The organism is Rhodococcus sp. F64268 (genome assembly GCF_023015605.1).
In the GTDB taxonomy this organism is placed as follows: domain Bacteria; phylum Actinomycetota; class Actinomycetes; order Mycobacteriales; family Mycobacteriaceae; genus Rhodococcus.
Genome location: NZ_JALKAI010000004.1, coordinates 949482 through 961637, shown reverse-complemented (window position 1 = coordinate 961637; position 12156 = coordinate 949482). Strand labels below are relative to the sequence as shown.

The following is a 12156-nucleotide window of genomic DNA, read 5'->3' as shown; positions in this document are numbered from 1 at the left end:
GCCCGACGACGCCCGCACCCTCATGCACCTGATGCAATCGCTGGTCATGGTCTCCTTCCCCATCGAAGTCTGGAAACAGCCCCGCGTCCCCGACAGCGGCGCCGCCTGGGCCGAAATCACCAAAGAACCGGTGGTGTAACCGCATGCTGACGCTCAAGGCAGCCGGACTCCTCGATGTCGAGACCGGCGAGATCATCCGGCCGGGCATCATCCACATCGATGGCGAACATATTGCGGGCGTCGGCGGCGAACCCCGCGGCGAGGTGATCGATCTCGGTGATCAGATCCTCATGCCGGGTTTGATGGATATGGAGGTGAACCTGCTCATGGGTGGGCGCGGCGAAAAGCCCGTCTACTCCACCGTTCAGGACGATCCTCCGATACGCATGCTGCGTGCGGTGGGCAATTCCCGCCGCACGCTGCGTGCGGGCTTCACAACGGTCCGAAATCTGGGGCTGTTCGTCAAGACCGGCGGCTATCTGCTCGACGTCGCTCTCGGCAAGGCGATCGACGCCGGATGGGTCGACGGTCCCCGCATCGTCCCCGCGGGTCACGCGATCACCCCGACCGGTGGTCATCTGGATCCGACGATGTTCGCGGCCTTTGCGCCCGGTGTCCTCGATCTGACCATCGAGGAAGGTATCGCCAACGGTGTCGACGAAGTTCGCAAGGCCGTCCGATACCAGATCAAGCACGGCGCTCAGCTCATCAAGGTATGTGTCTCGGGTGGCGTGATGTCGATGACGGGATCGGCAGGTGCCCAGCACTATTCCGACGAAGAACTGCGCGCGATCGTCGACGAGGCACATCGTCGCGGCATGAAGGTCGCGTCCCACACCCACGGCGCTGATGCCGTGCGTCACGCGGTGGCCGCAGGCATCGACTGCATCGAGCACGGCTTCCTCATCGACGACGACGCGATCGACCAGATGGTCGAGAACGGCACGTGGCTGGTTCCCACGACACGTTTGGCCGACGCGATGGACACCTCTCATGCACCGCCTGAGCTTCAGGCGAAGGCAGCCGAGATGTTCCCGAAGGCGCGCACTTCCGTGCTCGCGGCGTACAAGGCCGGTGTCAAGATCGCCGTCGGCACCGACGCGCCGGCGATCCCCCACGGAAAGAACGCCGACGAGATCGTGGCGCTCGTCGACCGAGGTCTCCCCCCATTGGCGGTCATCCAGGCCGCGACGATCAATGCAGCCGAACTGATCGGCGTCGACGACCGCGGCCGTCTGGCCGAAGGCCTGCTCGCCGACATCATCGCGGTACCGGGCGATCCCACCGAGGACATCACCGTCACCCAGGATGTGCGGTTCGTGATGAAAGGCGGAAAGGTCTATGTCAACAAGTGACCTCGTAGAGATCAACCAGCTCCTCGCACGCTATGCCGTGGTCATGACCAAGGGCGAGTTCGACGGTATCGTCGACGTGTTCACTCCTGACGGCACCTACAGCGCTTTCGGCGACGTGTTCACTCTCGACCAGTTCCCCCAGCTGGCAGCTGCGGCACCCAGAGGCCTGTTTCTCGTGGGCACTTCGATGATCGAGCTCGACGGCGACACCGCTACCGGCACACAACCGCTGTGCTTCGTCGAGCATTCCGCGCACGACATGCGGATCGGCTACTACAACGACACCTACGTCCGTACCGAGGCGGGGTGGCGCTTGAAGACACGCAAGATGACATTCATCCGCCGCAGCGGCGAGCACGACTCGGGAATCCCGCACGCCTTCGAGGCACCGACGGCATGAGCGTCACCGGGGCGAGCGAAGCGACGGGGAGTGTCACCGGGGCGAGCGAAGCGACGGGGAGTGTCACCGGGGCGAGCGAAGCGACGGGGAGTGTCACCGGGGCGAGCGAAGCGACGGGGAGTGTAGGAGAGTTCAGAACAGCGGTACGCGTCTGGCTCGACGAGAACGATCTCACGCCCGGACCCGACCTCACGTTCGACAAGCAGGTCGAACAGCTGGGTCGGGTCCGGCGCGCTCTCTACGACGCCGGTTGGATGCGATACGGATGGCCGAAGGAGGTCGGAGGACTCGGCGGGCCCGCGATGCTGCGGGCCGTACTCGGCGAGGAGGTCGCCACACGCGACCTCGCCGAGCCGGGCATCTACTCGATGATCGAGGTGCTCGCCCCCACCATGATCAAGTACGCAAGTCCTGAACTGGCGGCCGAAATGGTGCCGCGTCTGCTCGACGGCAGCGAGCAGTGGTGCCAGGGCTTCTCCGAGCCCGGCTCGGGCAGCGACCTCGCGTCGCTGTCCACCCGCGCCGAACAGCGTGGCGATCAGTGGGTGATCAACGGCCAGAAGGTATGGACCTCTCTGGCGCAGTTCGCGACCCGTTGTGTTCTCCTCACCCGCACGGGCCCCGGGCACGACGGCATCACCGCCTTCTTCCTCGACATGGACACCCCTGGCATCACCGTCCGGCCGCTGACGACGATGCACGACCGCGAGGAGTTCTGCGAGGTCTACTTCGACGATGTCGTGGTACCTGCCGATCGGATGCTGGGTAATCCCGGAGACGGCTGGAAACTCGCGATGGATCTGCTCCCGCACGAGCGCTCGTCGTGTTTCTGGCACCGGATCGCGTATCTGTTCACTCGTCTCGATCAGGTCGCTGCTGTCTCGGATCCCGCCGACGATCGCGAACTCGGCGACGCCTACCTTGCGTTGCACACGGTGCGGAGCCGTTCGTACGGCACGCAGAAGCGCCTCCAGGCCGGGCTGCCGTTGGGTCCGGAGACCTCCGTCGACAAGGTTCTGCTCGCGACCGCCGAGCAGCAACTGTTCGACACCGCGCGGGATCTGATTCCGGGAAGGATCGAACTGTTCGACACCGAACTGCGGACCGAGTTCCTGTATTCGCGGGCCGCGTCGATCTACGGTGGTACCGCGGAAATCCAGCGCAACATCATCGCTCGCCGTCTATTGCAACTGGGGAAAGAGTGAAGACCACGAACAGCACTGCACCGGCGATCGATTCGGAACTGGCACTCCTCGAGGACGCGCTTCGCAAGACCATGGAGGCCGCCTCGGGTGTCGCACTCGACTCGGCGCTCGTCGAACTCGGCTGGCACGACATGCTCAGCGAGATGCCTGATGTCGCAATCCCCCTGGTGTTCCGGTTGCTGGGCGAGACCGGCGCGCACGCACCGGTGATCAACGACGTGATCCTGGCCGAGGCCGGCGCCGAACCCGGAGGTACGGTGCCGCTCCCGTACGCGGGGGGTTCGTGGCTGGTGTGGCACCGCACCGAGCGGAGCACCGAGGTTCTCGACAAGGAGCTCACCGTCGAGGTGGTCGAGTCCGGGAATCCGGTACCGGTCGCTGCGGGTCGCCGCGCGCTCGGGTGGTGGCTGGTGGGCACGAGCCGCACCATGCTCGACCTCGCCCGTACTCATGCGCTCGATCGCACGCAGTTCGGTAAGCCCATCTCCGGCTTCCAGGCGGTGCGGCACAAACTCGCCGAGACGTTCGTGGCAATCGAGGGGGCCGAAGCGGCGCTCCTCGTCGCGGACGACGAGTTCAGCTCGCTTTTGGCCAAGGCCGCCGCAGGCAAGGCGGCGGTGACCGCCGCGCGGCACTGTCAGCAGGTGCTCGGCGGTATCGGGTTCACCGACGAACACGATCTGCATCGCCATATCCGCCGCGGATTGTTTCTCGACGGGTTGCTGGGCAGCTCAAAGGAATTGACACGAGAAGCAGGTGCGGCCATCCGCGCGTCGGGGTCCGCTCCGCGCGTCGCCAACCTGTAGCAATCACCTGACCAGTAGGGGCCACCGTCAACGACGGTGGCCTCTACTCGTACATCCCCGAGATCGACTACGACGCTGCCGCGCCGTTCTTGGAGGGATCGGGGTGGTTCGAGAACCAGAGGTTCTCCTCCACGGCCTTGCGGCTCTTCCATCCGTCGACTGTGCGCACGACTTCGTGGTGGTAGTTGCCGCCGCAGTACGTCAGGCCGTCGACGCCCGGCAGCTGCATCGGGTTGTAGAACATCGCCGAGACCGCAGCGGTGTCGTCATCGACGAACGTGATCGCGATGTTGGTGACGAAGTGCTGGGTCATGGGGCACTGGTCGAGTGCGCGGCTCAGCATGGCGATCACCTGGTCGCGTGCGCCTGCCGGGTAGCCGACGGACGTGTAGTCGAGAGCTGCGTCGTCGGTGAAGACCGACGCCAGCGCTTCCCAGTTCTTCGTGTCGACCGAGGTCGCGTACTTGTACAGCAGGTCGGCGATGTCGAGCCGGTCCTGGAGTTGCTGCAATGTCATTGTTGTCCTTTGCTTCTCGATGTCGATCTGTCGCATTTTCCCATCACCGGGCAGGCGGCCGGCTCTGGGTGTCCACCCGCTCCGATCACTACTCTCCCATACCGAAATCATATTCTTGGTTGTAAGAATCTTCTTTCCAAATTCCAGATTCTGCGTCACAATCGGTGCATGACGCCATTGGATTCACTGCACAACCTCACGGGAAAGACCGCCATCGTCACCGGTGGCTCACGGGGAATCGGCCGCGCAATCGCCCAGATACTCGCCGAGGCAGGGGCCGACGTGGTCATAGCGTCCCGCAAGCTCGACGGCTGCGAGCTCGCCGCGAAGGAAATCGAGGCGTCGACCGGGCGTCGCGCGCTGGCCGTCGCCTGCCATGTGGGGAACTGGGACGACTGCGACGCACTGGTCGACCGCGCCCTCGAGCACTTCGGGCGCCTCGACATCCTGGTCAACAACGCCGGAATGTCACCGCTGTACGAGAATCTCGAATCGATCACCGAGGAGCTCTACGACAAGACCCTCAACGTCAACCTCAAAGGACCGTTCCGCCTTGCCGTTCGCGCAGGTGCTCACATGGCCGCCAACGGCGGCGGGTCGATCATCAACGTCGGTACGGCGGGCTCGCTGACTGCGAGCGTGCGCGAACTCCCCTACGCGTGCGCCAAATCGGGCCTCAATGCCCTGACGGTCGGTCTTGCAGACGCGTACGCACCCACCGTCCGTGTCAATGCGATCCTGCCCGGACCGTTCAGGACCGACCTTTCGAAGGCATGGGCCCCGCCGGAAGGCGAAGAAGCACCGTTCGTCCCGCTGGGGCGTATGGGCCGACCCGAAGAAGTGGCTCCGCTCGCGCTGCATCTCGCCAGTGATGCTTCGAGTTTCACCACCGGGGCCATCATCCGCGTGGACGGCGGAGTCACCAAGAAGGTCTGAACCGGCGGTAACCCACCCACACATTTCGAGAAAGGATCCCATGACGGATTCGAAGCAACTCGCAGACAAGGTCGCCATCGTCACAGGAGCGGGCGGCGGGATCGGCCGCACCTACTCGCGTGGTCTCGCCGAGGCGGGCGCCGCAGTGGTCGTTGCCGACATCGACCTCGACACCGCGACCGCGACCGCCGACGAACTGAAGGCCGACGGATATCGGGCGCTCGCCGTCCGGGTCGATGTGAGGGACGAGAAGAGCACGTCGGACATGGCCGCCGCGGCTGCCGCAGAGTTCGGATCCGTCGATATTCTCGTCAACAACGCAGGTCTGATGGCAGAGGTCGTCGGCAAGGGCGGTCTCACCTCCATGTCGTTGGACCTGTGGACCAATACGCTTGCGGTCAATCTCACCGGCCCGCTCCTGTGCACCCGTGCGGTGGTCCCGTACATGAAAGAGCGCGGCTACGGAAAGATCGTCAACCAATCGTCCAGCGGCGCATTCATGGCCGCCCAGGCCTACGGCATCACCAAGCTCGGCCTGGTGAGCATGACGGTGTCCCTCTCACGGGAACTCGCGCCGTTCGGGATCCGCGTCAACGCCATCGCGCCGGGCATGGTGAACACCGAAGCCGGCGACATCGCATCGCCGCCCGAACTGAAGGAGATGGTCAAGCACGCGATCCCGTTCCCCTTCGGTGAACCCGAGGAGCTGATTCCGGGTCTGCTGTATCTGGTTTCGTCCGGCAGCGACTGGGTGACAGGCCACACCTTGAACATCGACGGCGGCTGGATCGTTCGAGTCTGACCCATCCACACATGAAAGGCGAAGCATGAAGCATTACCTGATGGTCGAGGCGTACCCGTCCCATCCGGAACGGGTCGACGAGTTCAACGAATGGTACGAGTCGACGCACATCCGTGAGGTCGTTGCATGTGACGGCTTCCTCAAGGCCACCCGCCTGGCCCCGGCCGACGCTGCCGGGGGCTCGTTCGTCACCCTCTACGAGATCGAGGGTGACCCGGAGAAGGCGCTGCACAATGTGCACGCCAAGGCAGCCGCGAAGCAGTTCGATATGTCGGATTCCCTGAGCTTCGGTCCTGTCCCGAAGATGCGCATCATGAGCGTGTACTCGGAATACGTCAAACCGTAAGCATCCCAATCTGATTCGGGCGCCTCCGCACTTCGCGGAGGCGCCCGAATCGATTTGCTCTACTCGATGTTCTGCTTCATCTCGTCGAGCTTCATCAATACCGGCCATCCACCGACGCTCAGGGCGTTGCCGTGGCCGGTCTGGTGCACATCGAACACCGACTGGATGGCCGCATAGAAACCCTGGACGTCGAGTGTCTGATTGACCGCACGTTTGGCCTGGCGCAGACCGAAGGGCGGCATCTTCGCGATCTGTTCGGCGAGTGCTCGCGTCTCGGTATCGAGCTGGTCACGTGGCACGACCTTGTTGACCATGCCGGTCTTCTCGGCCTCTTCTGCTGTGACCGGCCTGCCGGTGAACAGGATCTCCTTGGCCTTGCGCGGACCGAGTTCCCAAGTGTGACCGTGGTACTCGACGCCACCGATACCCATCATGACCACCGGATCGGAGAACTTCGCATCCTCGGCCGCGATGATCAGGTCGCACGGCCAGCACAGCAGCAGACCGCCGGCGATACAGCGCCCCTGCACCGCAGCGATCGAAGGCTTGGGGATGTTGCGCCAACGCATCGAGTACTCGAGATAACGACGGGATTCGGTGGTGTAGATCATGTCGAGAGTGATCTTGTCGGGCACCGGGCCCCCACCGCCGGTCATGTCGTGCCCCGCGGAGAAGTGCTTGCCCTCCGCGCGCAACACGATCACCGACACATCCGGGTCGTCGCCCGCACGAACCCACGCTGCGTCGAGTTCGTCGAGCAGAGCTGCGTTCTGAGCATTCGCAGCATCCGGCCGGTTCAACGTGATCGTGGCGATCCTGTCCGCTACCTCGTAGAGAATGTACAAGTTGCGCTCCTCAGCCGCGTGGTAGCCCGAGCACTCGCTGGGCGACGATGTTCCTTTGGATCTCGGAGGTCCCGCCCGCGATGGTGCCTGCGAAACTGCGAGCGAAGCGTTCGAACCAACTCGACGAGAAGTTGTCGAGGTTCCATGGCGTATACGGCGCGGTCGATGCCGGGTGCACGAGCCCTTCAGCTCCTTCGGCATCGAGTGCGTGCTCGGCCGAACGCTGAATGGCTTCGGATCCGAGCAGTTTCAGTACCGAGAGGGAGGCGACATCCTGCTCGCCACGTGACTCGCGTGCCAGGGCCGCAGATCCGAGCAGACGCAGCGCCTGCAGGTCCATCACCAGCGTCGCGTACCGGTCGCGATCGATGACCGTGCGCGGCTCGAAGTCCACGACGAGATCTTCCAATCGGTCTGCGAAGCTGAGCCACAGGAGGGTGCGTTCGTGCCCGAGCGAGCCGTTGGCGACACTCCAGCCCTGGTTGATCTCGCCGATTAGGTTTTCCGCCGGAACCCGGACGTCCTCGAAGAACACCTCGTTGAAGTCGCGATCGTCCTTGTCGGCGATGGACGCGAACGGACGCCGGACCACACCCGGTGTGTCGGTGGGGATCAGCAGCACGCTGATGCCCTTGTGCTTGGGCGCATTCGGATCGGTGCGAACGAAGGTGAGGAGCACATCGGCGTGGTGCGCGCCGGAAGTCCATACCTTCTGTCCGTTGACGACGAAGTGGTCGCCGTCGAGCACGGCACGCGTGCGAAGACCTGCAAGGTCGGAGCCTGCACCGGGTTCGCTCATTCCCAGTGCTGCGGTGATCTCCGCGCGCAGGATGCGCGCGGCCCACTTCTGCTTCTGCTCCTCGGTACCGAACGAGAGGATGGACGCCGCAATGATGCCGAGCCCCTGAGGGTTGAAGCTATGGTAGATCCGGCGCTTGGACAGCTCTTCGAGATGAACGGCCTGCTGGATCAATGTCGCATTGCGGCCACCGAATTCAGGCGGATTCCCCGGAAGCAGCCAGCCGTTGTCGAACTGGAGTCGCTGCCAGCGGCGTGCCCATTCGGGCATGTCTGCGCTCGAGGTGGATCGTTCTGTGGCGTCCGCCTCGTCGGGCAGATTCGCTTCGAGGAAGGCCACGAATTCGGCGCGGAACGCCTCGACGTCGTCGTCATACGAGAGTTGCACGGTACTCCTCGGTGATCAGTGCCCGATGTTCGGCAGCGCCACCGAGCAGATGCTCACAGGCGCGGGCACGTTTGAGCGCGAACTGCAGATCGTTCTCCCAGGTGAAGCCCATGGCGCCGAACAACTGCAATCCGTGACGGAAGACGAGCGATTGGCATTCACCGGCTGCAGCCTTGGCCATCGACGCGGCAAGGTTCCTGCGCGGGTCGTCCTCGGCGATGGTGAGCGCCGCGAAGTACGCCAGTGCGCGGGCGCGTTCGATCGCGATGTGCATGTCGGTGGCCTTGTGCTGGACGGCCTGGAACGATCCGATCGCCACGCCGAACTGCTGCCGGTTCTTCACATGGTCGAGCGCGAGGTCGAGAACCCGTTGGCACGCACCGACAGTCGTGAGCGCGAGCCCTGCGAGCGCCATGTGGCGGGCCAGGGCAGGATCGACGTCGGAACGCGGATCGCCCTCGACCCGAACGTGCTCGAATCGAACCTCCGCGATGTGCAGGGCGGGGTCGAACACCGGGCTGCGGGTCGCGGTGACCTTGTCGGAGGTGACGACGAAGACGCCCGCGTCGGTGACCACTGCCAGAAGGTCGGCGCGATCCCCGTCGAGGACCTGCGCGGCCGTGCCGTGGAGCACCCAGCCGTCGGCGTCGCGATGCGCACGGACACCGCTGTATACCGCGGCACCGGTTTGGTCGGGCTCGGCCACACCGGGCGCGAGCTGCGCGAATTGCGTCATCGTCGCGAGATAGGGCGTGGGGTCCGTAGCCCGTCCCAATTCCTCCAGGACGATCCCGAGTTCGACAGCAGCTTCGGGATCCGTGAGCTCGGTCCAACCGAGCCCCACGAAGACTTTCCACAGCGGCCCTGGATCTGCGCCGTTGTCGACGATATTGCGGATCAGCGTGGACGGACATTCCTTCGCCGTGACGTCACGGACGGTGTCCTGCCACAGTCGCTGATCGGAGTCGAACTCGAAAAGCATTCCGACATACCTCTCTGACAGAGCTGCGGTGCACAGCAGGATGAGAATATCATTCTCAATACGAGAAAGTAATGGTCTCATTCGGCGCATCTGACTCTCGGGTAACCTTGCGGATACGAACACATTCTCCGGTACAGTGCTCACATGTTTGCCTCACGCAACGACGAGCAGTGCGCGCAGTGACCGGCCCGAGCGAAGAACCCGCATGGAAGCAGCGCGCCGTCGAGCGGTCCATCCGCACCGCGAAGCTACGGGCCGAGCAACGCGTGCAGCGCTTCCTCGACGCCGCCCAGGCCATCATCACCGAGAAGGGCAGTACCGACTTCACCGTGCAGGAGGTCGTCGATCGCTCGAAGCAGTCACTGCGTAGTTTCTACCTGCAGTTCGACGGCAAGCACGAGCTGCTGCTCGCGCTGTTCGAGGACGCCCTCGGCCGTTCGGCCGATCAGATCCGCGCGGCCGCGGCCGGCGAGGACGACCCGATGGATCAGCTTCGCGTGGCAGTCGAGCTGCTGTTCGAATCGTCGCGCCCCGACCCCGTCGCGCAGCGCCCCCTGTTCACCGATTTCGCCCCTCAGCTACTGCTCACGCACCCGGCCGAGGTCAAGGTGGCACACGCGTCCATGCTGGCATTGTTCACCGAACTGATGGAGAAGGTCGCGGCATCGGGCCAGTTGCGCGGCGATTTCAACGCGCGACGCGCCGCAGCAATGACCATGCAGACCGTGATGTTCATCGCCCAGTCCAGCGGCGACGCCGACGCCACCGCACGCCCGATCACCGCCGACGAAGTATGGACATTCTGCTCGCATGGGTTCGCTACCAAGTAAGAAGAATGCTGTTCTCATTTGAGAGCGGGTCATTTACACTCGGCATGTGACCGAGCTTTGGAATGACCTCCTGACGTGTCTCGACCTCACTCCGGCAGCCGATTCGGCCCCCGATCCCACTGACGCCAGAGCCGGCAATGTGGTTCTCGAAGGCGCAAACCAGCGCCTCGAGTACCACCGACTCTTCGGTGGGCAACTCCTCGGACAGTTCGTCCGAGCAGCTCAACTGACGTGCCCGGAGAAGGCCGTCAAGTCGCTGCACACGGTGTTCGCCCGAGAAGGCCGCGCCGACGAACCGGTCCGCTACGAGGTGACCCCCCAACACGAAGGCCGGACGTTCGGCACCCTGACCATCGTCGCGCGCCAGACCAAGGGCGTGCTGGCCACCGCATCGGTATCGATGCATGCCCCGGAAAATGGCCCCGAACGGCAGTCCTTCCCTCCCGTCCCGTCGCTGCTCCCCGAGGAGAGCCGGGTCGACTTCTCCCTCATACCCTGGGAGACCCGCGCGTCCTCGGATCTCAACGATCTCGGAACTGCCGCACCAGAATTCGACATGTGGATGCGCACGCCCGCCGTGGACGAAGCACTGGCGCCCGCGCTCACCTCGTATGCGACCGATCTCCACCTCATCGGTACCGCACTTCTCGCCGTCGACGGCTACTGCCAGACCGGGAACGGCACGGCCTTCACCTCCGCGGTGACCTCCCACAATCTCTGGTTCCACCGGCCGTTCCGCACCGAGGACTGGCTTCTGCTGCGCCACAGGAGCCCTCTCATCGCCAACGGGCGCTGCTTCGGCCGCGGCGATGTCTTCACCGAGCAGGGCGACCTGGTCGCCTCCTTCGCCCAGGAAGCACTCCTGCGGCTCCCCACCGAGGTGGTCTGACATGCCCCAGAAGCAATTACGCGTCGTCCAGTGGGCCACCGGAAACATCGGCACCCGCGCACTCCGGGCGGTGATCGACCATCCCGAGCTCACGCTGGCCGGGTTGTATGTCCACAGCGACGCCAAGGAAGGCCTGGACGCCGGCGCCCTGTGTGATCGAGATGTCACAGGGGTGAAGGCAACCCGCAGCCTCGACGAGATCATCGATCTCGGTGCGGATTGCGTCCTCTACATGCCGCTGCAGTTCGATCTGGACGAAGTCTGCCGGATCCTCGCCTCAGGCACGAACATCGTCACCACCCGAGGCGAGTTCCACCACCCACCGAGCATGCCCGCCGCGATCCGCGACGCCGTCGAAGCGGCGTGCGCTACTGGCGGCACCTCCGTCCACAGCACGGGGAGCAGCCCCGGATTCATCAGCGAGGCAGTGCCACTGGTTCTGGCGTCGATCCAGCGTAAGCTCGACCATCTCGCCATCGACGAGTACGCCGACCTGTCTCAGCGGGATTCACCCGGCATCCTCTTCGAGGTCATGGGCTTCGGTCAGCAACCGGCCGATTTCGCGCAAGCGCGTCTCGACCATGTGAAGGCCAATTTCGGGCCGTCGCTCCAGGTACTCGCCGACGCACTCGGCCTGCCGTTCGACTCCGTCGAAGCCAGTGGAGAATTGACTGTCGCCCGGAGTGACGTCACGATCGCGGCGGGCACAATTCCCGCGGGAACGGTAGCAGCACAGCGCATCACGATCTCCGGTATTCGCGACGGCCGGGAGCTGATGCGTTTCAGGCCCACGTGGTACTGCACCACCGATATCGATGTCGACTGGAACATGCACGCGACCGGATGGCACGTCTCGATCGACGGGGACGCCCCGCTCGACATCGAGATGCGCTTCCCGATTCCACTCGAGCGGATGAGCGAGACGGCCCCGAACTACACCGCGAACCGCGCGGTCAACGCCGTACACGCGGTGCATGCTGCAACACCCGGAATTCGCACCAGTCTCGATCTTCCGCTGATCGTGCCGGTCCTGAACTGACCTCCGACCGCCGCCTGC

The 12156-nt window shown here is 64.3% G+C and carries 14 protein-coding genes; 10 read left to right on the top strand and 4 right to left on the bottom strand.

All coding sequences use genetic code 11. The features are described 5' to 3' along the window. Window positions 1-143: 143 nt before the first annotated feature. From MWU77_RS14920 to MWU77_RS14905, 4 genes are all read left to right on the top strand, one after another. The gene (locus MWU77_RS14920; RefSeq protein ID WP_169690981.1) at window positions 144-1355 is read left to right on the top strand and encodes an amidohydrolase family protein; all 1212 of its coding nucleotides are present in this window, start codon (window positions 144-146) and stop codon (window positions 1353-1355) included. Further along, a complete protein-coding gene (locus MWU77_RS14915) occupies window positions 1342-1755 on the top strand; it encodes a nuclear transport factor 2 family protein (RefSeq protein WP_169690980.1) in 414 nt (137 codons plus the stop codon). Before MWU77_RS14920 ends, MWU77_RS14915 begins: the two co-directional genes overlap by 14 nt. Next, window positions 1752-2960, top strand: coding sequence for an acyl-CoA dehydrogenase family protein (locus MWU77_RS14910; RefSeq protein WP_247274095.1), 1209 nt, complete (start codon window positions 1752-1754; stop codon window positions 2958-2960). The genes MWU77_RS14915 and MWU77_RS14910 overlap by 4 nt, the downstream gene beginning before the upstream one ends. Window positions 2961-3031: 71 nt before the next feature. Continuing rightward, a complete protein-coding gene (locus tag MWU77_RS14905; RefSeq protein ID WP_169690989.1) occupies window positions 3032-3766 on the top strand; it encodes an acyl-CoA dehydrogenase family protein in 735 nt (244 codons plus the stop codon). 67 nt (window positions 3767-3833) lie between these two features. On the opposite strand, the gene MWU77_RS14900 is transcribed toward MWU77_RS14905, so the two are convergent. Further along, complete coding sequence (locus MWU77_RS14900; protein ID WP_169690978.1) at window positions 3834-4283, bottom strand: nuclear transport factor 2 family protein; 450 nt, start codon at window positions 4281-4283, stop codon at window positions 3834-3836. Between the two features lie 168 nt (window positions 4284-4451). Between MWU77_RS14900 and MWU77_RS14895 the strand changes: the two genes are divergently transcribed. From MWU77_RS14895 to MWU77_RS14885, 3 genes are read left to right on the top strand one after another with little or no spacing between them, the layout of a single operon-like run. Then, entirely contained in the window at window positions 4452-5219 is a 768-nt protein-coding gene (locus MWU77_RS14895; RefSeq protein WP_169690977.1) for an SDR family NAD(P)-dependent oxidoreductase, read from the top strand. A gap of 40 nt (window positions 5220-5259) precedes the next feature. Then, entirely contained in the window at window positions 5260-6021 is a 762-nt protein-coding gene (locus MWU77_RS14890) for an SDR family oxidoreductase (protein ID WP_169690976.1), read from the top strand. 25 nt (window positions 6022-6046) lie between these two features. Further along, window positions 6047-6367, top strand: coding sequence for a DUF4286 family protein (locus tag MWU77_RS14885; protein WP_169690975.1), 321 nt, complete (start codon window positions 6047-6049; stop codon window positions 6365-6367). A 59-nt stretch (window positions 6368-6426) separates the two neighbouring features. On the opposite strand, the gene MWU77_RS14880 is transcribed toward MWU77_RS14885, so the two are convergent. The 3 genes from MWU77_RS14880 to MWU77_RS14870 are packed head-to-tail and all read right to left on the bottom strand — an operon-like array spanning window position 6427 to window position 9380. Next, window positions 6427-7212, bottom strand: a complete 786-nt coding sequence (locus tag MWU77_RS14880; RefSeq protein ID WP_247274094.1) for an enoyl-CoA hydratase — start codon at window positions 7210-7212, stop codon at window positions 6427-6429. Between the two features lie 10 nt (window positions 7213-7222). Continuing rightward, window positions 7223-8398, bottom strand: coding sequence for an acyl-CoA dehydrogenase family protein (locus MWU77_RS14875; RefSeq protein ID WP_169690973.1), 1176 nt, complete (start codon window positions 8396-8398; stop codon window positions 7223-7225). Further along, entirely contained in the window at window positions 8382-9380 is a 999-nt protein-coding gene (locus MWU77_RS14870; RefSeq protein WP_169690972.1) for an acyl-CoA dehydrogenase family protein, read from the bottom strand. Before MWU77_RS14870 ends, MWU77_RS14875 begins: the two co-directional genes overlap by 17 nt. Before the next feature lie 179 nt (window positions 9381-9559). On the opposite strand from MWU77_RS14870, the gene MWU77_RS14865 reads away from it, so the two are divergent. From MWU77_RS14865 to MWU77_RS14855, 3 genes are read left to right on the top strand one after another with little or no spacing between them, the layout of a single operon-like run. Beyond that, complete coding sequence (locus tag MWU77_RS14865) at window positions 9560-10210, top strand: TetR/AcrR family transcriptional regulator (RefSeq protein WP_247274093.1); 651 nt, start codon at window positions 9560-9562, stop codon at window positions 10208-10210. A gap of 46 nt (window positions 10211-10256) precedes the next feature. Further along, complete coding sequence (locus tag MWU77_RS14860) at window positions 10257-11099, top strand: acyl-CoA thioesterase domain-containing protein (RefSeq protein ID WP_169690971.1); 843 nt, start codon at window positions 10257-10259, stop codon at window positions 11097-11099. Window position 11100: 1 nt separating this feature from the next. Continuing rightward, entirely contained in the window at window positions 11101-12138 is a 1038-nt protein-coding gene (locus tag MWU77_RS14855) for a dihydrodipicolinate reductase (RefSeq protein ID WP_247274092.1), read from the top strand. Window positions 12139-12156 lie beyond the last annotated feature (18 nt).

Excerpts from the sequence above, each read along its gene's own strand:
- MWU77_RS14920 (WP_169690981.1), top strand. The coding sequence starts at position 144 with ATGCTGACGCTCAAGGCAGCCGGACTCCTCGATGTCGAGACCGGCGAG.
- MWU77_RS14915 (WP_169690980.1), top strand. The coding sequence starts at position 1,342 with ATGTCAACAAGTGACCTCGTAGAGATCAACCAGCTCCTCGCACGCTAT.
- MWU77_RS14910 (WP_247274095.1), top strand. The coding sequence starts at position 1,752 with ATGAGCGTCACCGGGGCGAGCGAAGCGACGGGGAGTGTCACCGGGGCG.
- MWU77_RS14905 (WP_169690989.1), top strand. The coding sequence starts at position 3,032 with ATGGAGGCCGCCTCGGGTGTCGCACTCGACTCGGCGCTCGTCGAACTC.
- MWU77_RS14900 (WP_169690978.1), bottom strand. The coding sequence starts at position 4,283 with ATGACATTGCAGCAACTCCAGGACCGGCTCGACATCGCCGACCTGCTG.
- MWU77_RS14895 (WP_169690977.1), top strand. The coding sequence starts at position 4,452 with ATGACGCCATTGGATTCACTGCACAACCTCACGGGAAAGACCGCCATC.
- MWU77_RS14890 (WP_169690976.1), top strand. The coding sequence starts at position 5,260 with ATGACGGATTCGAAGCAACTCGCAGACAAGGTCGCCATCGTCACAGGA.
- MWU77_RS14885 (WP_169690975.1), top strand. The coding sequence starts at position 6,047 with ATGAAGCATTACCTGATGGTCGAGGCGTACCCGTCCCATCCGGAACGG.
- MWU77_RS14870 (WP_169690972.1), bottom strand. The coding sequence starts at position 9,380 with ATGCTTTTCGAGTTCGACTCCGATCAGCGACTGTGGCAGGACACCGTC.
- MWU77_RS14855 (WP_247274092.1), top strand. The coding sequence starts at position 11,101 with ATGCCCCAGAAGCAATTACGCGTCGTCCAGTGGGCCACCGGAAACATC.